Annotated in this window: 18 protein-coding genes; 7 read left to right on the top strand and 11 right to left on the bottom strand. The window is 61.2% G+C overall.

Annotation, left to right across the window (positions count from 1 at the left end):
* Positions 1-19: 19 nt before the first annotated feature.
* Together B7G52_RS02155 and B7G52_RS02150 are read right to left on the bottom strand one after the other, a co-directional pair.
* Complete coding sequence (locus B7G52_RS02155; RefSeq protein WP_096696062.1) at positions 20-1,165, bottom strand: ABC transporter substrate-binding protein; 1,146 nt, start codon at positions 1,163-1,165, stop codon at positions 20-22.
* A gap of 158 nt (positions 1,166-1,323) precedes the next feature.
* Positions 1,324-1,806, bottom strand: a complete 483-nt coding sequence (locus tag B7G52_RS02150) for a fasciclin domain-containing protein (protein ID WP_096695879.1) — start codon at positions 1,804-1,806, stop codon at positions 1,324-1,326.
* 193 nt (positions 1,807-1,999) lie between these two features.
* On the opposite strand from B7G52_RS02150, the gene pstS reads away from it, so the two are divergent.
* From pstS to phoR, 7 genes are all read left to right on the top strand, one after another.
* Positions 2,000-3,043, top strand: a complete 1,044-nt coding sequence (gene pstS, locus B7G52_RS02145; RefSeq protein ID WP_096695877.1) for a phosphate ABC transporter substrate-binding protein PstS — start codon at positions 2,000-2,002, stop codon at positions 3,041-3,043.
* Between the two features lie 117 nt (positions 3,044-3,160).
* Positions 3,161-4,126 (top strand): phosphate ABC transporter permease PstC, encoded by a 966-nt coding sequence (pstC, locus tag B7G52_RS02140; protein WP_096695875.1) that lies wholly within the window; start codon positions 3,161-3,163, stop codon positions 4,124-4,126.
* On the top strand, positions 4,123-4,998 hold the full coding sequence (gene pstA / locus B7G52_RS02135; protein ID WP_096695874.1) for a phosphate ABC transporter permease PstA: 876 nt from the start codon (positions 4,123-4,125) through the stop codon (positions 4,996-4,998). The genes pstC and pstA overlap by 4 nt, the downstream gene beginning before the upstream one ends.
* Positions 4,999-5,010: 12 nt before the next feature.
* On the top strand, positions 5,011-5,793 hold the full coding sequence (pstB, locus tag B7G52_RS02130) for a phosphate ABC transporter ATP-binding protein PstB (protein ID WP_096662702.1): 783 nt from the start codon (positions 5,011-5,013) through the stop codon (positions 5,791-5,793).
* A 20-nt stretch (positions 5,794-5,813) separates the two neighbouring features.
* Positions 5,814-6,515: a phosphate signaling complex protein PhoU gene (gene phoU / locus B7G52_RS02125; RefSeq protein WP_096695872.1), complete on the top strand. Its 702-nt coding sequence runs from the start codon at positions 5,814-5,816 to the stop codon at positions 6,513-6,515.
* 16 nt (positions 6,516-6,531) lie between these two features.
* Entirely contained in the window at positions 6,532-7,257 is a 726-nt protein-coding gene (gene phoB / locus B7G52_RS02120; protein WP_096695870.1) for a phosphate regulon transcriptional regulator PhoB, read from the top strand.
* Positions 7,254-8,594 carry a phosphate regulon sensor histidine kinase PhoR gene (gene phoR / locus B7G52_RS02115; protein ID WP_096695868.1) on the top strand — a complete coding sequence of 447 codons (1,341 nt, stop codon included), beginning with the start codon at positions 7,254-7,256 and terminating at the stop codon, positions 8,592-8,594. The genes phoB and phoR overlap by 4 nt, the downstream gene beginning before the upstream one ends.
* Here the strand turns inward: phoR and B7G52_RS02110 are convergent.
* The 9 genes from B7G52_RS02110 to B7G52_RS02075 form a co-directional block, all read right to left on the bottom strand.
* Complete coding sequence (locus B7G52_RS02110; protein ID WP_096695866.1) at positions 8,566-9,939, bottom strand: MATE family efflux transporter; 1,374 nt, start codon at positions 9,937-9,939, stop codon at positions 8,566-8,568. The genes phoR and B7G52_RS02110 overlap by 29 nt on opposite strands.
* Entirely contained in the window at positions 9,936-11,699 is a 1,764-nt protein-coding gene (locus tag B7G52_RS02105) for a hypothetical protein (protein ID WP_096695865.1), read from the bottom strand. The genes B7G52_RS02110 and B7G52_RS02105 overlap by 4 nt, the downstream gene beginning before the upstream one ends.
* Positions 11,700-11,795: 96 nt before the next feature.
* Positions 11,796-12,077: a type B 50S ribosomal protein L31 gene (locus tag B7G52_RS02100; protein WP_096695864.1), complete on the bottom strand. Its 282-nt coding sequence runs from the start codon at positions 12,075-12,077 to the stop codon at positions 11,796-11,798.
* Positions 12,078-12,365: 288 nt separating this feature from the next.
* A complete protein-coding gene (locus B7G52_RS23200) occupies positions 12,366-12,791 on the bottom strand; it encodes a hypothetical protein (protein ID WP_141397371.1) in 426 nt (141 codons plus the stop codon).
* Positions 12,784-14,022 (bottom strand): TolC family protein, encoded by a 1,239-nt coding sequence (locus tag B7G52_RS02095; protein WP_205853016.1) that lies wholly within the window; start codon positions 14,020-14,022, stop codon positions 12,784-12,786. Before B7G52_RS02095 ends, B7G52_RS23200 begins: the two co-directional genes overlap by 8 nt.
* Positions 14,019-14,306, bottom strand: coding sequence for a DUF3240 family protein (locus B7G52_RS02090; RefSeq protein WP_240523287.1), 288 nt, complete (start codon positions 14,304-14,306; stop codon positions 14,019-14,021). Before B7G52_RS02090 ends, B7G52_RS02095 begins: the two co-directional genes overlap by 4 nt.
* Before the next feature lie 7 nt (positions 14,307-14,313).
* Positions 14,314-17,397 (bottom strand): efflux RND transporter permease subunit, encoded by a 3,084-nt coding sequence (locus B7G52_RS02085; protein ID WP_096695862.1) that lies wholly within the window; start codon positions 17,395-17,397, stop codon positions 14,314-14,316.
* Positions 17,397-18,527 carry an efflux RND transporter periplasmic adaptor subunit gene (locus B7G52_RS02080; RefSeq protein WP_096695860.1) on the bottom strand — a complete coding sequence of 377 codons (1,131 nt, stop codon included), beginning with the start codon at positions 18,525-18,527 and terminating at the stop codon, positions 17,397-17,399. The genes B7G52_RS02085 and B7G52_RS02080 overlap by 1 nt, the downstream gene beginning before the upstream one ends.
* A gap of 478 nt (positions 18,528-19,005) precedes the next feature.
* Entirely contained in the window at positions 19,006-19,284 is a 279-nt protein-coding gene (locus B7G52_RS02075; RefSeq protein ID WP_096662347.1) for a metal-sensing transcriptional repressor, read from the bottom strand.
* Positions 19,285-19,386 lie beyond the last annotated feature (102 nt).

Raw genomic sequence — 19,386 nt, 5'->3', positions numbered from 1 at the left:
CGCATCGGCGGTGGCGCTCCTAGCCGACCAGACGGCCGTCCGCCGTGGTCATGCTTTGCGTGACATAGGTTGCGCTGCGGCGCTGGGCGTCATAGCTGATGCGGAAACCGCCCACATCGACATCGGCGCGCCGCTGGAACTCGGCCAGTGCGGTCTGGCGCGTCAGCGGGCCATTGACGCTGCTTAAAACATCGTGGGTATAACGGGCCGCGATGAACCCCGCCAGGCTGAGCGGCACCGGCGGCTCGTCGAACAGGCGGCCCAGCGTTTCCCGATAGGTACGCACCACCGGCAGGCTGGCGTTGACCAGGGGCACCACCTGGGTGGCGATGACTGGCGTGGTTTTTGCACCGCCCATTTGCATCATGATCTGGATGTTCACATCGGCCAACGCCACAATATAGCGCTGGCGGGCCTGTTTGCCGAGGCCCTGCGTGAACTGGGCCAGCTCGGGGGTACCGCCCAGAAACAGCAGGACGGCCGGGGTGGTCGGCGTGAGTTTTTGGCCCAGAACGCCCAAGTCACCCGAACCGCGAAAGGACTGCAGCTTGAGCCCCATGCTGCTGGCGATGCGTTCGACGTCAGCGCGATAAACCGTTTGGTCCTGATCGGAGGCATACACGGCGCCGAGATCCTTCAGGCCCATCGACGACAAATTCTTCAGTGCGTGGGCGATTTGCTGCTGGCGGGCCGCGAAAATCGGGAAGGTCTGGTCGTCGATGGCGAGGCTGGAGTTTTGCAGCCAGGGGGCGGCATGGGCGATGGCCAGCTTGTCTTGCGACAGCTGTGCGACAAGCTGACTGGCCACCTGGTCGCCGACGGTGCCGGAGAGCACGACGCAGGAGGGATCGTCCTTGATTTTGTCCAGCGCCGCGCGCACGCTGGCGGCCGTGCCGTCGGTTTCCAGCGTCAGATGCCGCACGGTTTTGCCGCGCAGACCACCGCGGGCGTTGATGTCCTGCCAGGCCGCCCGCGATCCGATCAGGAAATCCTTGGAGACATCCTGCTGAGCCAGCGAGTAGTCAACCACCTGCGCCACGCTGAGGGTGCGGGCGCTGCCCGCTGACTTGCCGGGCTGGGCCAGAGCAGGCACAGCGACCTGCGCCGCCAAGAGGGCGATGCCCTGTAAAATCTGGCGACGCCGGAGCTTTGAGTCGTAATGCATGTTTTTTTTCTCCACGGCGTAGCCTGGTGGCGTCACCGTCTGGTTTGAAATGCTATTGAATGAGTAGCGGCTCACGCCCGCTGGATGGGGGCGCAGACCGAAAATATCGGAATAAAGCAGGAGGTCCGGCGACAGCCGCCGCCGGATCAGGACATGGTTTATTTTTTGACGGGGGGAATCATCACGCGGTCCACGGTGTGGATCACGCCGTTGCTGGCAACGATATTGGCGGTCTGCACCATGGATTCTTCAACGGTCACGAACTCGCCGGCCTTGGCCAGTGCCACGCTGGCGCCGTTGACGGTTTTGACGGAACCGTTCTTGACGTCACCGCTCATCACTTTTCCGGCAAGGACGTGGTAGGTCAGCACATTCCGGAGCATGGCCGGGTCTTTTGCAAGGGCGTCCATGGTTTTGGCAGGCACGGCCTTGAACGCTTCGTTGGTGGGGGCAAACACCGTGAAGGGGCCGGTGCCGTTCAGGGTGGAGGTCAGCCCCGATTTGGCGATCAGGCCGTTGAGCGTGCTCAGTGATGGCGTAGCTGCGATGGTGTCAGCCACTGGCACGGGCGCGGACCGGGTTGCGCAACCGGCCACCATGGCGGCTGCAGCGGCGATCAAAATCAGACGGCGATGAAACATAGTGTTACTCCTGGTTAGAAAACAAGTGTGATGGTAGGGATGTTTCGTGACAATTCCGTGACCTCTCCGCACCGTCCGGGGCTCCCGTGGGTTTGGGCGGCCAGGCTCGGCCGGATGAATGGGGGTTGTCATACAGCTGTCACACAAGCCTCCTACAGTCCTTACATCTTTCATCAACTCAAGAGGTGTACGAATGAATCTGAATTTCAAGGCGACCGTCGCCAGCGTGCTGGCCCTGACCGCTCTTTCTTTTGCCTCCGTGGCAAGTGCCCAGGACGTCACCGGCGCCGGCGCCTCCTTCCCTGCGCCGATTTATGCCAAGTGGGCAGACGCCTACAACAAGGCGACCGGCGTGCGGATCAACTACCAATCCGTGGGCTCCGGTGCCGGCCTTCGCCAGATCCGCGGCAAAACCGTTGACTTCGGTGCTTCCGATGCGCCGCTGACCGATGCTGAATTGGCCAAAGACGGCCTGCTGCAGTTTCCGACCGTGATCGGTGGTGTCGTTCCCGTTGTCAATATCAAGGGTGTCGCCGCCGGCCAGATCAAGCTGACGGGCGCCGTGCTGGGCGATATCTACCTCGGAAAGATCACCAAGTGGAATGATGCTGCCGTCACCGCCTTGAATCCCGGCGTGCCGTTGCCGGACGCCGCGATTGCCGTGGTCCGTCGTGCCGACGGTTCCGGCACCAGCTTCATCTTCACCAACTACCTGTCCAAGGTGAACCCCGAGTGGAAAGCCAAAGTGGGTGAGGGTACCGCGGTGAACTGGCCCACCGGTGCCGGCGGCAAAGGCAACGAGGGCGTCTCCGCTTTTGTGCAGCGTCTGCCCAATTCGATCGGTTATGTCGAGTACGCCTATGCCAAGCAGAACAAGCAAACCCACGTGGCGATGCGCAATGCAGCTGGCAGCTATGTCCAGCCCAGCGACACGGCGTTCAAGGCGGCCGCCGCAGGAGCCGCATGGAGCAAGTCGTTCTACCAGATCCTGACCGAGCAGCCAGGCAAGGACTCCTGGCCCATCACCGGCGCGACATTCATCCTGATGCACGCCAAGCAGGACAAGCCGGCCCAGGCCACCCAGACGCTGAAGTTTTTCGACTGGGCCTACGGCAGCGGTGACAAGATGGCCGATGACCTTGACTACGTTCCGATGCCCGACTCGGTGAAGGCAGTCATTCGCCAGTCCTGGGGCAAGATCACCGATGGTTCCGGAAAGGCCGTTGCGGTCAAGTAAGTACGCTTCGGAGTGGGCGAAGCGACGGGCGTCGCTTCGCCTTTTTTCATATCTGTTTAGGAGTCTGCCGTGGCAGCTACACTTCCTGCAAGTTCATACAGCAGCAGAGAAACGACCATGTCAGTTCCCCCTTCCCCAACCAAGCGCCGATCAAGCCGGACTGCCGATCTGGTCTTTGAATGGATGGCGCGGCTGGCGGCTGTGGTCACCTTGTTGCTTCTGGCAGCCATCATCCTGGCACTCGTCGTGGGCGCCTGGCCGGCCATCAGGGAATACGGCCTGAGTTTCCTGTGGACCTCTGAATGGGACCCGGTCCAGAACAAATACGGCGGCCTGGTAATGATCTACGGCACGCTGATGACCTCGTTTGTCGCGCTGCTGATTGCCGTGCCAGTGAGTTTTGGAATTGCATTGTTTCTGACCGAGCTGTCACCGCGCTGGCTCAGGCGGCCGCTGGGCGTGGCCATCGAACTGTTGGCGGCCGTGCCCTCCATCGTTTATGGCATGTGGGGCCTGCTGGTCTTTGGCCCCATCCTTGCCACCTATGTTCAGGCGCCTTTGCAGGCCGCTTTTGGCGATGTGCCTTATCTGGGCGCGCTGTTCTCCGGTCCGCCTGTCGGCATTGGCATTCTGGCCGCAGGCATCATTCTGGCCATCATGATCATCCCGTTCATTGCTTCGGTCATGCGTGATGTGTTTGAGGTCACCCCGCCCATGCTCAAGGAGTCGGCGTATGCGCTGGGCGCCACCACCTGGGAAGTTGTTTTCAGGATTGTGTTGCCCTATACCAAGGCCGGCGTGATCGGCGGCATCATGCTTGGTCTGGGTCGGGCGCTTGGCGAAACCATGGCGGTGACTTTTGTGATCGGCAATTTCAACCAGCTCGATTCCCTGTCCCTGTTTCAGGCGGCCAACAGCATCACCTCCGCACTGGCTAACGAGTTTGCGGAAGCCAGTGAAGGTCTGCACCAGGCCGCGCTGATTTACCTGGGCCTGGTCCTGTTCTTCATTACCTTCGTGGTCCTGAGTCTGTCCAAGCTGCTGCTGTCACGCCTGCAAAAGGGCGAGGGAGTCCGAACATGAGCAGCGCAGGAACAAACCCCGCCCAGCAGGCCCGGCTGGCCAAGTTTCGCCACCGCAAGACGGTGAACATCGTCGCCATCACGCTCTCGCTGGGGGCCATGGCCTTTGGCCTTTTCTGGCTGATGTGGATTCTTTTCGAAACCTTCCGCCTCGGTCTGGGGGGGCTCAGCATCGCCCTGTTCACCGAAATGACGCCGCCGCCCAATGCTGAAACCGGCGGGCTGGCCAACGCCATCTTCGGCTCGCTCACCATGGTGTTGCTGGCGACCGCGCTGGGCACGCCGATCGGCGTGCTGGCCGGCATCTATCTCGCCGAATATGGCGCCCACACGCGCCTGGGCAAGCTGACCGGTTTTGTGAACGACATCCTGCTGTCGGCTCCGTCCATCGTTGTCGGCCTGTTTGTTTATGCCTTGATTGTTGCCCAGGTCAAAAGCTTTTCAGGTTGGGCCGGTGTGGTTGCCCTGGCGCTGCTGATCATTCCCGTGGTCATTCGGACCACGGACAACATGCTCAAGCTGGTTCCAAACGCGCTGCGGGAAGCCGCCTATGCCCTGGGCAGCCCGAAGTGGAAGGTGATCATGGGCATCACGCTGCGGGCCGCGCAGGCCGGTGTCGTGACCGGTGTGCTGCTGGCAGTGGCTCGCGTGGCCGGTGAAACCGCGCCGCTGCTCTTCACCGCGCTTTCCAACCAGTTCTGGACGAGCGACCTGAGCCAGCCGATGGCCAGCCTGCCTGTGACGATATTCAAGTTCGCCATGAGCCCGTTCGAGAACTGGCAGAAGCTGGCCTGGGCCGGCGTGCTGCTGATCACGCTGGGTGTGCTGGCGCTGAACATCCTGGCACGCGTGCTTTTCAGAAACAAGAATTGAGGAAGAAGCGAGATGCAAACAACTCCCCTGGCGCGCAATGAAACGGTCAAGATGTCGGTGCGCGACCTGAATTTTTACTACGGCAAGTTCCACGCGATCAAGAACGTCAACCTGGACATTCCGGAAAAGAAGGTCACGGCTTTCATCGGCCCCTCGGGCTGCGGGAAATCCACCCTGTTGCGGACCTTCAACCGCATGTATGAGCTTTACCCCGACCAGCGCGCCGAGGGCCAGGTCATGATGGGCGGCGAGAACATGATCACGTCCAAGGAAGACGTCTCGCTGATCCGTGCGCGCATCGGCATGGTGTTCCAGAAACCCACGCCGTTTCCCATGTCCATTTACGACAACATTGCCTATGGTGTGAAGCTGTTCGAAAGCCTGAACGCCAGCGACATGGACGAGCGCGTCGAATGGGCGCTGGGCAAGGCCGCGCTGTGGAATGAGGTCAAGGACAAACTCAACCAGAACGGCGCCAGCCTGTCGGGCGGCCAGCAACAGCGCCTGTGTATCGCGCGCGGCATAGCGATCAAGCCGGAAGTACTGTTGCTCGACGAACCCTGCTCGGCGCTTGATCCGCTGTCGACCGCCAAGATCGAAGAGCTGATTGCCGAACTGAAGGAAGACTACACGGTCGTCATCGTGACACACAACATGCAGCAGGCGGCCCGCTGCAGTGACTACACGGCCTACATGTACCTGGGCGACCTGATCGAGTTTGGTGCGACCGAAGACCTCTTCTTCAAACCCAAGCGCAAGGAAACCGAAGACTACATCACCGGCCGTTTCGGCTGACCAGACACCAGGAGCGCACCATGCCCGAAAAACATTTGTCTACCCAGTTCGACAGCGAACTCAACACCGTATCCTCCCGCGTGATGGAGCTTGGCGGGCTGGTCGAATCCCAGATTCGCCACGCCATTTATGCACTGTCGCAGTTCAGCGCCGAAACCGCCAACAAGGTGATTGAGACCGAGGCCCAGGTCAATGCGATGGAAGTCGACATTGACCGTGATCTGTCGTCCATCATTGCGCGGCGCCAGCCGACCGCACGCGATCTGCGGCTGCTGATTGCGATTTCGAAAACCACGGCGAATCTGGAGCGTGCCGGTGACGAGGCGGAAAAAATCGCCCGCATGGTCAAGTCCATCATTGAAAGCGGTTCTTCGCGGGCCCTGCCTGCTTCAGAACTGAATGTGGCGGCAGAGCTTGCGTCTGCGCTGCTGCGCAAGGCGCTGGATGCGTTTGCCCGTCTCGATACGGCCGCGGCTGTTTCGATCCTGAAGGAAGATGACCTGATTGACCGGGAGTTTGACGGTTTCGTGCGCAAGCTCATCACCTACATGATGGAAGACCCGCGCACCATTTCGCCGAGCCTGGACCTGCTGTTCGTGGCCAAGGCCATCGAGCGCGTCGGCGATCATGCCAAGAACATTGCCGAGTTCATCATTTACATCGTCAAGGGCGCCGACGTCCGGCACACCTCGATGGATCAGATCGAGTCGGCGGTCAAGTAATGGACTTCACCTGCACATGAAACACCAGCCGCGCATACTGATTGTTGAGGACGAACCGGCGATTGCCGAGCTCATCGCAGTGAACCTGACGCACGGCGGCTTCTCCCCGGTGATTGCCGGCGACAGCGTGGCCGCGCAGCGCGAACTCGATGCGGTGCTTCCCGATGCGATTTTGCTGGACTGGATGCTCCCCGGGCAAAGCGGGCTGTCGCTGGCGCGGCACCTGCGCAAACAGGCCCGTACCAAAAGCATTCCGATCCTGATGCTGACCGCCAAGGGAGACGAACCCGACAAAGTCGCCGGGCTGGATGCCGGCGCCGACGACTACATCACCAAGCCCTTTTCCACGCAGGAGTTGCTGGCCCGCATACGCGCGGTGCTGCGCCGGCGTGCGCCGGAGTCGGTCAACGACAGTGTGACGGTCGGCGAGCTGTTGCTCGACGCTGCCACGCACCGCATTTCCTTCCAGGGTCAGGAGCTCAAGCTCGGCCCCACGGAGTTCAAGCTGCTGCACTACCTGATGAAACATGCCGAGCGGGTGCACAGCCGCAGCACGCTGCTGGACAAGGTCTGGGGCGACCACGTGTTCATCGAGGAACGCACGGTGGACGTGCACGTCAAGCGCCTGCGCGAGGCGCTCGGCGCGGCCGGTGCGATGGTGGAAACGGTACGCGGCGCGGGTTACAGGCTGACAGCGCTGGCAACGGTCGGTCAGCCCGCTGCGGCACAATCCGGGACATGATCAATCGCTGGATAACTTTTGCAGCCCTTCTGCTGCTCGGGTCTGGCTTGGGTTGGTGGTTGGGCGGCAAGGATGGCATGGCGCCGGGACTTCTGATTGCCAGCAATGTCTGGCTCTTGATCGATAGCTTGCAGACTACGCGTTTGCTGAAGTGGTTGCGAGCCGAGCAGAACGTTGAAGAACCCGGCCCGTTGCCCAGCGCATCTCCGCCAGCCGGCGGGGTGTGGGGTGAAATCGCCGACCGGACCCGTCGCATGCTGAAGAACCGTGATCGCCATTACCAGGAAAGCCAGACACGCCTCAACGAATTCCTGGCGGCCATGCAGGCTTCGCCGAACGGCGTGGTGCTGCTCGATGCTGACGGGCGGATTGAATGGTGCAACCAGACAGCCGCCCAGCATTTTGGTTTTGACGCTCAACGCGACGTGATGCAGCATATTGCCAACCTCGTGCGTGATCCCGCTTTTACGGCCTACCTGGGCTCGGGCAACTTCTCGCGCGATGTGATGATCCCTGGCGGCCGGTCAACGCCGGCGCGGCCCGTCAGGCTGGCGGTGCATCTGCATGCCTACGGCAGGGACCGCAAGCTGCTTCTGTCGAGGGACGTCACCGCGCTTGAGCTGGCAGAAGCCATGCGCCGCGATTTTGTGGCGAATGTGTCACATGAAATCCGCACGCCGCTGACGGTGTTGTCGGGCTTTATTGAAACGCTGCAGACGCTGCCGCTCAAGGAGCCCGAGCGAGTCAGGTACCTGGGCCTGATGGCGCAGCAGTCGCAGCGCATGCAGACGTTGGTCAACGACCTGCTCACCTTGTCCCGGCTTGAGGGCAGCCCGTTCCCCGATACCGCTGAGTGGGTGACGACCGGTGCCTTGCTGGCGCAATGCGAGCAGGAGGCGCGCTCGCTGTCGGCCATGCTGGCCCCTGCGGGCCACAGGCTGGAGTTTGAACCGGGTCCACCCTGCGAGCTGGCGGGCGTGCAGAACGAACTTCTCAGCGCCATGTCGAACCTCGTGACCAACGCCGTGCGTTACACCCCGCCCGCAGGCCTGATCAAGGTCAGCTGGCGGCTGCTCGACGATGGCCGGGGAGAATTCCAGGTCCAGGACACCGGACCAGGCATCGCTGCGGAACACATTCCGCGCCTGACCGAACGTTTTTACCGGGTGGATCGCAGCCGCTCGCGTGAAACCGGCGGCACCGGGCTGGGCCTGGCGATTGTCAAACATGTGACACAGCGCCACGGTGCCGAGCTTCGCATCGAAAGCCAGCCTGGCCAGGGCTCGCGATTTTCGATTGTCTTTCCCGCTACGCGGGTGCGACCGGTTCAGCCCTGAGCCCGTCCTTCCGGCTGTGTCTGACGGCCTTCCAGAGCAGGGCGGTAAAACACAGGGCAACCAGGGCGATGGCCCCCGTGCTGGCGATCCAGAAACTGCTGGCCGACTGGGTCGGTTCGTGGGTACCCCAGCCTTTGTAGGCCAGCGCGTAACCACCCAGCAGGCCCAGACCCCAGAGCAGGATGCTGTACAGCAACAAGGGCACCAGGGTGACGCGGTAACAGCGCAGCAAAAAGGCGCACACGGCCTGTACCGCATCGGCAAGGTGGTAAACCGCCACCCACAGCAGCAGGCCCGAGCCCAGGCTGACGACCGCCGGATTGCGCGAATACAAACCCGCGAGCACCTGATTTGCTATTAAAAGTATAGCTCCCAAGGCCAGCGCAAAAAAGGTCGCAAGCCCAAAACCTGTCCAGGCCGCGTGCCTGGCCCGTTCCGGCTGGCCGGCGCCGATCCAGAACGACACCCTGGCGCTGCAGGCAATCCCGATCGACAGCGGCATCATGTACAGCACCGACGCCACGCTGGCGGCAATCTGGTGGCTGGCCGAAGCCACGGTCCCCAGCCGGGCAATGAACAGGGCCATCAGGGTAAACGACGTGACTTCGACCAGATAGGCCAGGCCGCCGGGAATGCCCAGCCGCGCAAACTCGGCGATCTGGCGCCAGCGCGGTGCCTCCATCCGCACCCAAAGCCGGTAGGGGTGGTAGATGTCCTGGGTACGCAGCATGATCACGGCCACCACCAGCAGACCGTAGTTGACCACCAGCGTGGCCCAGGCGCAACCCGCCACGCCCAGGGCTGGCACGCCTGCGCCACCTGCCACCAGCCACACGGACAGGGGGATCTTCACCATCAGTGCGCCGACCTGCAACCAGGTGACCAGCAACGGCCTGCCCAGCGACTGGTTGAAGCTGCTGTAGATGCGAAACAGCAGGGACGGCACCAGGGCGGCGGCGAGTATCGCGAGGTAACGCTGCACGTCGTCCTGCATCCCGGCGGGCACCTGCGCCCAGCGCAGCAGGGGTCCCGGAAACAGCAGTGCGGCAATACCCACCGCCGCGATGAAGCCGCACAGGTATAGGCTTTGCCGCAGCGAGCGGCCCAGCGCGGCATGTCGTCGGGCACCGTGGAGCTCGGCCCAGATCGGCAGGAGCGCCTGCACGATGCCGATCAGGCCGACATACACGCTGATGTAGATGGCCGCGCCAACAGACAACGCGGCAAGGGCCTGGTCGCTGTAGCGGCCGGCAATCACCGTGTCGGCGATGCCAAAGGCCATGACCGCCAGTTGGCCGATCAGCACCGTACCGGCATGCCGGCCTATGGCCTTGAGTTCGCTCACGGCCGCTGGCGAGCGGGTCCCGGTGCTGCCGCCGTGTCAGGGGGGGCTTCACTGACCCGCTTGTACAGCGCCACGTTTTCGTTCTTGTCGGTGGGCCGGCGCAAGGTGGCCAGGTAGGCCCAGTCGGGCAGGTTGACGTGTTTGCTCAGCGTGTCCTGCGCATCGGCGTCCACCACCAGGTAGGGACAGGCTGCCCTGGCACCGGCCTGGCGCAGTTCAAGCTGACCGTGGTACTGAAAGGCGGCCACTTGGGCGCTGTTCAGACCGTACACCTCGACGCAGGCACCGGGCTCGACACGCGCCGCGACCTGCCGCGAGAGCGGTGCGTAGCTGCGGGCGTAGTCGAGCAGGGGCAGCCACAGCGTCATCAGCAGCAGCCAGCACAGCGTGGCGCCGCCGGCGGGCAGCACCATGGATTTCCACACCGCCGCGCGCTGGCGGCCGGCCCGCCACTTGACCAGCCAGGCCCAGGCCAGGGTGGCCAGCGTCGCGGCCAGAAAGGCCAGCCACGAAAAGCTGGGCTCAAAGCCAGGCGCCAGCTTGGCGACGTTGGCGGCTGGCTGCCTGGGCATGCCGGTCTGCATCGCAATCCAGATCACCCAGATGATGATGGCGCAGCCGGTGAAGAACAGCAGCGTGAACCAGTCAATCAGCGAGGCCACGCTGCGCTTGAGGGTGGGCAAGGCAAAGGCCGCCAGGGCCGCCAGCGGCGGCAGGCTCAGCAGCAGGCTGCGGTCCGACGCGGTGGTGGTCACCGTGGCGGCCAGCGCCACAAGCGCAAACCACAGCGGCAGGGCCACGTGCCGGCTGGTCAGTTGCCGGCGCCAGCGCCACAGGGTCCAGGCGGCCAGCGGCCAGGTGGGCCAGGTGAACCAGACCAGCAGGCGCGCCATGCTGCGCCATTCCTTGCGGTCAGCCGGGCTTTCCAGGCCGGGAATTTCGATGCGCCAGCGCCAGAGATCCAGCGCCCAGGACAGGGCGGCGACCGTCAGGGTCAGGACGCCGGTCAGCAGCACCCAGCGCCAGGCGTGGGCAGGGTTGTTGTCCGGCCGGGTGTTCTGCGCGCGGCCCAGCGCGACCAGGATGCTGCCGGCGCCCAGGAGGGCTGCCACCGTGGGCGCGCCGCTCAGGGCCAGTCCGGCCAGTCCGACCACCAGTCCGAGGGCCGGCCCCATCACCTTCCAGGCGTTGCGGTAGGCGCTGGCCGCCACGGCATAAAAAACCAGTGCCGTGAAACCGAGCTGCGCCAGGGCGGGGGTGGTTTCATGCGAGAGCTGGGCCAGGCCGAGACTGGCGATCAATGCCAGCAGGGCGGCGTCGGCAATGGCCCGGGCGTAATCAACCGGGCTGGCTTCTCCGCCAAAGGCAAACGCCACGGGCTGGGCCTGCGGGCTGCGCGCCAGGTAATAAACGGCGTACCAGGTGCACAGCAGCGTCAGTGCCAGCAGCAGGCCGAACGGTATCCGCGCTGCAAAAGCGGGGTCAAAAAAGGGCAGCGCCTTGATCGCCAAAGCGCCCAACCAGTAAGGCGCCAGCCCTTCAAACTCGCCGGCCTGTCCCAGCAGTTGCGGATGCAGCCAGCTGGTGTTGCCGGCCGCCAGTTCGCGCATGGTGCCAAAGGCCGCAATGTCGGCATTTTTCCAGGGCCCGCGGCCCAGGAAGCCGGGCAGGATATAGGCCAGGCAGAACAGCAGCAGCGCCAGCCGGGGCAACCGGCGAACTGCAGACTGGGCAATGATGGCTGGCGAGGGTTTGTTCAAGGGAGGTCAGGCGAAGCGGAAGCCCTGATTTTGGGGCAAAAAAAAGCAGCCTGACATTCAGGCTGCTTTTTCGTGTGGCCGAAGCTGTTTCGCAGCTTACTCGGCAGCAGGCGCTGCAGCGTCTTTGGCAGCGGTCTTGCCAAAACGGTTGCGGAATTTCTCGACGCGGCCACCCATGTTGTCCACGGATTTCTGTGTGCCGGTGTAAAACGGATGCGATTCGCTCGACGTATCGAGTTTGTACAGCGGCAGTTCGCGGCCGTCTTCCATCTTCACCATTTCTTTGGTGTTGGCGCAGGAGCGGGTCACAAACTTGAAGTTGTTGGACATGTCCAGGAAACAAACTTCGCGGTAGTTGGGGTGAATGCCTTCTTTCATGATCTTTCCTTGTTCGTTTCGGGAGCCACCCAGACCAGTTCTGGGCACTTTCCGTGAAGCCTCGCATTATGCCATGAAATCAAGCACTTAGCGCGGATTCGAAGGGTTTTATGCCAGCCGGGGCCGCGGAAACGGCTTCGCCGGGCCGCAGGCGCAGCGCCCGTCTGGAGTCTGGGCGGCAGAATGCGTCGAAGCGAAAAGTGGCTCCAGCGAACACAGTTTTTGCCGGATTTGCAGCCGACGTTCCTTCTGCCGCAAAGCTCCTAGAGTGCTTATGCCTTCATCAGGCTAACCATGTGGTTCGATCAATTTCAGTTGTAATTCGTTCTTCTTATTGCCGGGGTCAGCACGGACCACTCGCGGCTCTAATGCTGTCCTGCAGTTGGTGACGTTGATATACACCGGGCTTCCGGCAGTCCACGTCGATCCAGGTGAAATGGGCACAACCGCATTTTTCGGACGATTGAGAAACGAGTACGAGACAACTGCAAATTTAAGCGCAATTTTTTCCGCGGAGCTTAAGGCAAGGCGGCAGTCGCGAAAAGGTGTCTTGGTGACTTGATCAGCGGACCCGACAGAGCGCACCGTGCCAGGACGCCAACCCGCGTCCCATTCATACTTACCTTCATAGATAGTCTGACAACCGGTGAGGATCAATAAGGGCATTGCCAGCAGCAATCTACATACCCTTTGTGAAATCGCTTTGTTAGTCATTTTCCAGTCCCCAAACAAAATGCGCGTCGATAAGCAGACCGTAATAAACCTTCAACGCGTTCGTTTGTACGAGTAATGCGCTATTCATCGCAGCGGTGACCTGCCGGCGCGCGAGCAACAAAGTTTGCAAATCTCCCTCACCGAGCGCGTAAGCGCGTTGCACCAGCTTGGCGTTTTCCTGCACGGCGAGCGCGCCCTCGTTGGCAATCTGCAGGCTTTCATATGTTCCCCGGGCAGTGACTAATGCCGAGGCGATCTCGGTTTCGAGTTCACGTTTCTTGAGGTCAACGGCATTACGGGCCACTTCAACCGCCGCAAGGGCTTTGGCGCTGCGTGAATCGCGCAAGCCGCCAGGCAGAGGAATGCTGATGGTGATGCCGGAAATCCGTTCGCGGCCACCGACCTCAGAGGCTGTGTAAACGCCGAAGGTCGGATCGGGAACCCGGTCAGCCTGCGCACGGTCGGCTTGGGCTTGCGCTATGCGCAACTGGGTCTGCACGACCTTGAACTCGTCGCTTTCGGAAATGATTCGATCACGCCACAGGGCCTCATCCTCAGCAATCAACACCGGGGAAGGCAGAAGCACGCTTTGGCGGTTGATGCCCGGGAAGCGAGCCGACAGTCGAGCCCAAGCAGCCGATGCTTGTGTCCGAGCATCGTTGTCCATACGTTTTTGCTCTGCCAACTCGGCCCCGGCGAGGTTGATATCCAGTTTCGACGCGTCACCAGCGCGGTTGCGCTTGTCTACGGATTTCAGATTTTCCTGCACCGCCTGGAGATTTACTGCAGCCAGTTCGCGCCCACGTTCCGTAGCTAGCCAATCCACCCAAAGTGACACCAGCTCCCGAGCTGATTCATGCAATGCTTCACCATACCGTGCCTCGGACTCCTCGATGGTGGCCTTGCCGATGTTGCGGTCAGCCGAGCCCTTGCCTGGGAGTCTGATGGTCCGCTCAATGCCGACATTCCACTCGCGATAGCGTGGCCCGGTGTCGAGAGACCGCCGCTGCCCCAGCGCTTTGCCAGTCCATTCGTAAGGTGACTTGTCAAGAATGCTGGCCTCTTGCCTTGCAACCTCCAAACCTGCGCGCGCCGCAGCGACACGCGGGTCTTGCTCCAGTAGAGGACGTGCGATCTCTGTAGGCAACAGCCCGGGGACATTCGGTGCTTGTAGTGCGTAGGCAGAACCAGCCACCATGATCAGGGATGCCAAGAGCAGTCGAATCATCATGCTATTTCTCCCGACTCGATGACTGGCGTTATCCAGTAGCGCAGGCCAGCACCAGAAAATTGCTCCTGGATGTCGCCCAGCAGAGCGTGCCGGTCGGCTTCAGGAATAACAACTTGCACTTGGGTCGCAAAAGCGCGGCCAAGCACCTGCTCGGTCTGGTTAAGGCTGCCGAAAGCCAGGCCATGAGCGGCCGTCGGCGCACTTGTAAATACGGCCGCGTTGGGCGACAAAAGGAGCAGGTCGAGCAGTTTTTCCTCGACGGCCGGCGGGCAAAGGATGGTCAAGCAAAGTTCAGACATCGGAAACCTTTCGTTTCGGAAACGCAAAGCGTAAATACAGGATGGGCAACCACATCAAAGTCAGGGCTGTGGCCGTGATCAACCCGCCGATCACGACGATGGCTAACGGGCGTTGTATTTCGGACCCTGGCCCAGTTGCGAACAGCAGCGGGATCAAACCGAAGGCGGTAATGGAGGCTGTCATCAGCACCGGCCGCAGCCGGCGCTTCGCTCCCTGCAAAACGACCTCACTCAGTCTCATTCCCTCGCTTTGCAGCTGATTGAAATAACTCACCAGGACCACCCCATTGAGGACGGTGATGCCCAGCAGAGCGATGAAGCCCACCGATGCCGGCACCGACAGGTATTCGCCGGTTACCCACAAAGCGACGATTCCCCCCACCAGCGCAAACGGGATGATGCTCAAAATGAGCAGGGCCTGGCGCACGGATCGGAAGGTTGAAAACAGCAACACAAAAATCAATCCGAGCGCAACCGGCACAACAACAGTAAGCCGGGCCGCCGCGCGCTGCTGATTCTCAAACTGGCCGCCCCAACTGATACGGTAACCCGTGTCCAGCGGCACCTTCTGGGTCACCAGCGTCCTCGCCTCTTCGACAAACCCCACCAGGTCTCGGCCGGCTACGTTGGCAATGACCACGCTGTAACGGCTCCCCATTTCCCGGTCAATCTTGACCGGGCCCGCTGCTCGTTCTAGTTTTGCGACGCTGGTCAAGGGGACTGTATTGCCATCCTTGGTCGTGATACGCATGGCAGCGAAATCGGCTGGCGATATCCGGACGCTTTCAGCACCACGCAAGACGATGGGCGTGCGGCGGTTACCCTCAATAACAACGCCCGCTCGCTGGCCTTCAATCTGCGTACGCAAGGCGTCTTGGATTTCCTCGACGCTCAAGCCCAGCCGTCCGGCCTGCAAACGATCCACCGCTACCCGCAGGTACTGCACCCCGTCGTTCTGCACCGTGTACACGTCCTGATTTCCAGAAACGGTCTTGAGCAGCGTCTCTACCTGATTCGCATACTGGTTTAGCTTGTCCAGATCGGGGCCGAAAATCTTGACTGCCAGGTCGCCGCGCACGCCGATGATCATTTCCGAAACCCGCATTTCGATAGGTTGCGTGAAGCTGTATTCGATACCGGGCATGGGATCAAGCACCTTGCGCACCTCGTCCATCAGCGCTTCTTTGGATTTCATGCGCCACTCGCCTTGTGGTTTCAGCAGCAAGTAGGTATCGGTCTGGTTCAGCCCCATCGGGTCTAGGCCGATTTCATCGGAGCCGGCACGGGCGACGATGCCATGCACTTCCGGGATGGCCTGCATGATGGCGCGATGGATTTTCAGGTCAAGCGCAGCGCTTTGCTCCAGGCTGACAGAAGGCAGTTTCTCGATGCCGACGATCAAGTCACCTTCGTCCATTGTCGGCATGAAGGTCTTGCCAACCTGGGTGTAAATCAACCCGGCCGCCAACAGCATGACAGCCGCCACCGTCGCAACGACACGCTGCCGTTGCAGGCCCCAGACCAGCGCTGGTTCATAGAGCTTCAGGAGCTTGCGCGGCAGCCACGGGTCTTCGTGTTTGACTTCGCGCAGCAGGTAAGACGCCAACACCGGAATGATGGTCAGCGACAACACCAACGAACCGGCCAAGGCGAAGACGATGGTCAGCGCCACCGGCACAAAGTACTTGCCTTCCAGGCCTTGCAGAGTGAGCAGCGGAAGAAAGACGGTGATGATGATCAAAATCCCGGCCGTGACCGGAACCGCTACTTCACGCACTGCCCGGTAAATGGTGTGTAACCGGGGGAGTTTGCCGGCGGTGGGATCGGTCGCCAGACGCTGCACGATGTTTTCCACAACGACCACGGCGGCATCAACCAGCATGCCGATCGCGATGGCCAGGCCGCCCAGGCTCATCAGGTTGGCCGACATGCCGAAGGCGCGCATCAGGATGAAAGTGATCAGTGCCGCCAGGGGGAGCACCATGGCCACTGTCAGCGCCGCACGGATGTTGCCCAGAAACAAACCGAGCAGCACGATGACCAGCACGGTCGCTTCGATCAGTGCGGCCGAGACGGCGTTAACCGCCTTGGAAACCAGCGAGGCGCGGTCATAGAAGGTCTTGATCTCGACGCCTGCCGGCAAGGTCGGCTGGAGTTCTGCCAGCTTCTTGCGCACACCCTCCACCACCATCTTCGCGTTGGCGCCGGCCAGGCCCAGTACCAGACCTTGCACGGCCTCGCCGCGTCCGCTCTGCGTGACGACACCGTAGCGGGTCACGGTGCCGATCTTGACCTCGGCAAGGTTGCCCAGGCGAACAGGGGAGCCGTCCTTTATGGTTACTACGATGGCGCGCAGATCTTCCAGGCTGGTGATGCTGCCCTCACTGCGGACCAGCAAGACTTCATCGCCTTCACCGAGCCTGCCCGCGCCATCGTTGCGATTGTTCGCCCCGATCGCTTCTTTCAGCTGGGCGATTGTTACGCCACTGGCCGCCATGCTGGCCTGATCGGGCACTACTTCAAAGGCTCTGACAACTCCCCCTAGCGCATTCACGTCTGCAACGCCCGGCACGGTCCTCAGTGCGGGACGGATGACCCAGTCGAGTACGCTGCGCCTTTCCGCCAGTGACAGCGACTCGCCCTCCACCGTGAACATGTACATTTCTCCGAGCGGAGTGGTGACAGGGGCCATACCACCGGAGATGCCGGTCGGCAGGTTTTCTGTCAGGCCGCCCAGGCGTTCGCTCACCTGCTGGCGCGCCCAGTAAATGTCAGTACCGTCCTCGAAGTCAATCGTGACATCGACCAGGCCGTACTTGGTGACCGAGCGCAGAATTTTTGTTTTCGGAATGCCGAGCATCTCGACTTCAATCGGCACCGCGATGCGGCTCTCGACTTCTTCCGGGGTCATCCCGGGCGCTTTCATGATGATTTTGACTTGCGTACTGGATACGTCAGGGAAGGCGTCGATCGGCAAGCCGCGCAAGGCGTACCAACCCGCACCGGCCACCATCAAGGTCGCCATCAGCACAAACAGACGTTGCGCCAGGGAAAATTGAACGAGGCGGGAAAGCATTACTTGCTCCCCTTTTCATTAAGCCATGCGCCTTTGAGTGCCACTACGCCACTGACCGCGACGTCCTCGCCCGCTTTGACCGGACCCTGAATCCGGACCCGCTGACCGGAGCTGGCCGAAACTTTGACGGGTCTCGCTTCAAATCCGTCCGGTGTGCGCACAAACACGTAGGCCTGATCGCCGTCATGCGCTACGGATGACAGGGGAAGATCCCATGCGCCTGCCGTGGCAGCTACCGGCAGTTCGACGGTCAACAACTCGCCGGGGCGTAACTGGCCTGCTTTGCCCTGAACAAGGGCTCGCATCACCACCATCTGACTGCCGGATGCCACCATGGCGCTGCTACTCATGATCTGCGCCGTGATGTCGCGCCCTTGAACTTTCAGCTTGCTGCCTGGTGCCCAACTCGTGCTTTCGGCAACTGGCACCTGGATTTCGAGCCAAAGCGTACCGGTCTGGGCCAGATGCATGAGAGGCGTGGTCGAGTCGACCCGTTGGCCTGGCTTGGCCTTGATCTCCGTCACGATCCCCGCCTGCGTTGCGCCCAGCACCAAACTGTCTTGGGGATTTCCTGAGGCGGCAACCTTGTCGATGGCCGCCATAGACATACCGCTCAGGCGCAATGCTGTTTTGGCCTGTTTCAATGTCGCCTCGGCTTCCTGCAAGGCAGCTTGAGCCTCTTGCACGCGGCGCTGCGCAATCAGGCCCTCGCCAAAGAGATCCTGCTCACGCTTGGCCGCCTGCCTTGCCAGTGTTGCACGTGCGTTCGCCTGTAGCAGTTGTAACTGCAGCTGACCGAGTTCCTGGCTGGCAATGCGAACCAAGGGCGCACCTGCTCGCACCATCTGGTTTGGCTGCACCAGCAACTGAGAGATCAGGCCCGTTACCGGCGAACTGATGACCTGCTCCGCATTTGGTGGGATCACGACCTGCGCTGGAAAACTGGTTCGCACCGACTCTGCCTGGTTTTGCAATGGCGCAGTCCTGATGCCCAATGCCTGCACTTGGCTGCTGGCAACAGCAAATTTCGCCGGCCGATCTGTCGCCTGTGCAGTCAATGCGAAGGAGTACAGCGCCGCGGCGGCACAGGCGCATACGCGCGCCTGGAAGGACGGATTATTTATGTTCATGACTAATCTCAAGTAATGTCTGGAAACGTGCCAGGCATGGCTACGCCGCTCAATGAGCCGGGAGAATAAAAGCGCGTGGGACTCCGCGGCGCAGGCGGAGTTAGATGAAGGCGGAGCTTCGGGGAGGTCGGAAGGGAGGTTCAAGCTCCGCTACTGGCAGACTAGGGGAACTTGAGGCAGGCACCAATATCTGGGCTGAAGCATCCCAGGAAAAACTTGCAGTAGCACTCGCCAGCATGTACAGCGTACTGACAGTGTGAAACAGCTGGTGCTCAAATTCATCGAGCGGTTCTGCCTTTGGCTCTTCGTCAGACTCAAGCGCACTTGTGTGGGCGCTGTCCAGAGTTGCAACGCTTGGTTGACCGTGATGGTCCAAATCGTGGACAAATTCTTTCGAATGGAATCCGCGTGCACCTATGCTCGTCAGCAGGAAGACCAGCATCAACAACGACAGAATGGTTCGAGTAGCTCTGCGCATTTACAGATACTTGGTAATGTCCTTGAACTCCGCAATGGAAGAACGCATTGCGGCAGGACCTGCCCCTGCGACCTCTTCAAGGCAGTAATCCAGGTGGTCGTGAATCACCAACTTCTTTGCCGCACCGATGGCGCGCTCCACCGCGTGAAGTTGTTGGGCAATGTCAATGCACGATCGCTCTTCCTCGATCATGGCAATGACATTTTTCAGATGCCCATGCGCCCGCTTCAGGCGCTTGACCACATCAGGATGAGCCGTATGAAGATGGTTTTCGGACATTTGTAGGTATCCTACCCCCCAGGATAGGTTAAAGTCAAGTCATCACCGTCACAGATGAGGCTCATTTGGCAGGCCATGTCGGCATTTTCGAGCCTTTTGAGG

The sequence above is a fragment of the Polaromonas sp. AER18D-145 genome (assembly GCF_002379095.1).
Taxonomy (GTDB): Bacteria; Pseudomonadota; Gammaproteobacteria; order Burkholderiales; family Burkholderiaceae_C; genus Polaromonas.
The sequence above is the reverse complement of the archived record's forward strand: the minus strand, read 5'-3'. Positions and strand labels throughout refer to the sequence as shown.

Coding starts and splice junctions, on each gene's coding strand:
- B7G52_RS02155 (WP_096696062.1), bottom strand. CDS start 1,165: ATGCATTACGACTCAAAGCTCCGGCGTCGCCAGATTTTACAGGGCATC.
- B7G52_RS02150 (WP_096695879.1), bottom strand. CDS start 1,806: ATGTTTCATCGCCGTCTGATTTTGATCGCCGCTGCAGCCGCCATGGTG.
- pstS (WP_096695877.1), top strand. CDS start 2,000: ATGAATCTGAATTTCAAGGCGACCGTCGCCAGCGTGCTGGCCCTGACC.
- pstC (WP_096695875.1), top strand. CDS start 3,161: ATGTCAGTTCCCCCTTCCCCAACCAAGCGCCGATCAAGCCGGACTGCC.
- pstA (WP_096695874.1), top strand. CDS start 4,123: ATGAGCAGCGCAGGAACAAACCCCGCCCAGCAGGCCCGGCTGGCCAAG.
- pstB (WP_096662702.1), top strand. CDS start 5,011: ATGCAAACAACTCCCCTGGCGCGCAATGAAACGGTCAAGATGTCGGTG.
- phoU (WP_096695872.1), top strand. CDS start 5,814: ATGCCCGAAAAACATTTGTCTACCCAGTTCGACAGCGAACTCAACACC.
- phoB (WP_096695870.1), top strand. CDS start 6,532: ATGAAACACCAGCCGCGCATACTGATTGTTGAGGACGAACCGGCGATT.
- phoR (WP_096695868.1), top strand. CDS start 7,254: ATGATCAATCGCTGGATAACTTTTGCAGCCCTTCTGCTGCTCGGGTCT.
- B7G52_RS02100 (WP_096695864.1), bottom strand. CDS start 12,077: ATGAAAGAAGGCATTCACCCCAACTACCGCGAAGTTTGTTTCCTGGAC.
- B7G52_RS23200 (WP_141397371.1), bottom strand. CDS start 12,791: ATGACTAACAAAGCGATTTCACAAAGGGTATGTAGATTGCTGCTGGCA.
- B7G52_RS02095 (WP_205853016.1), bottom strand. CDS start 14,022: ATGATGATTCGACTGCTCTTGGCATCCCTGATCATGGTGGCTGGTTCT.
- B7G52_RS02085 (WP_096695862.1), bottom strand. CDS start 17,397: ATGCTTTCCCGCCTCGTTCAATTTTCCCTGGCGCAACGTCTGTTTGTG.
- B7G52_RS02080 (WP_096695860.1), bottom strand. CDS start 18,527: ATGAACATAAATAATCCGTCCTTCCAGGCGCGCGTATGCGCCTGTGCC.
- B7G52_RS02075 (WP_096662347.1), bottom strand. CDS start 19,284: ATGTCCGAAAACCATCTTCATACGGCTCATCCTGATGTGGTCAAGCGC.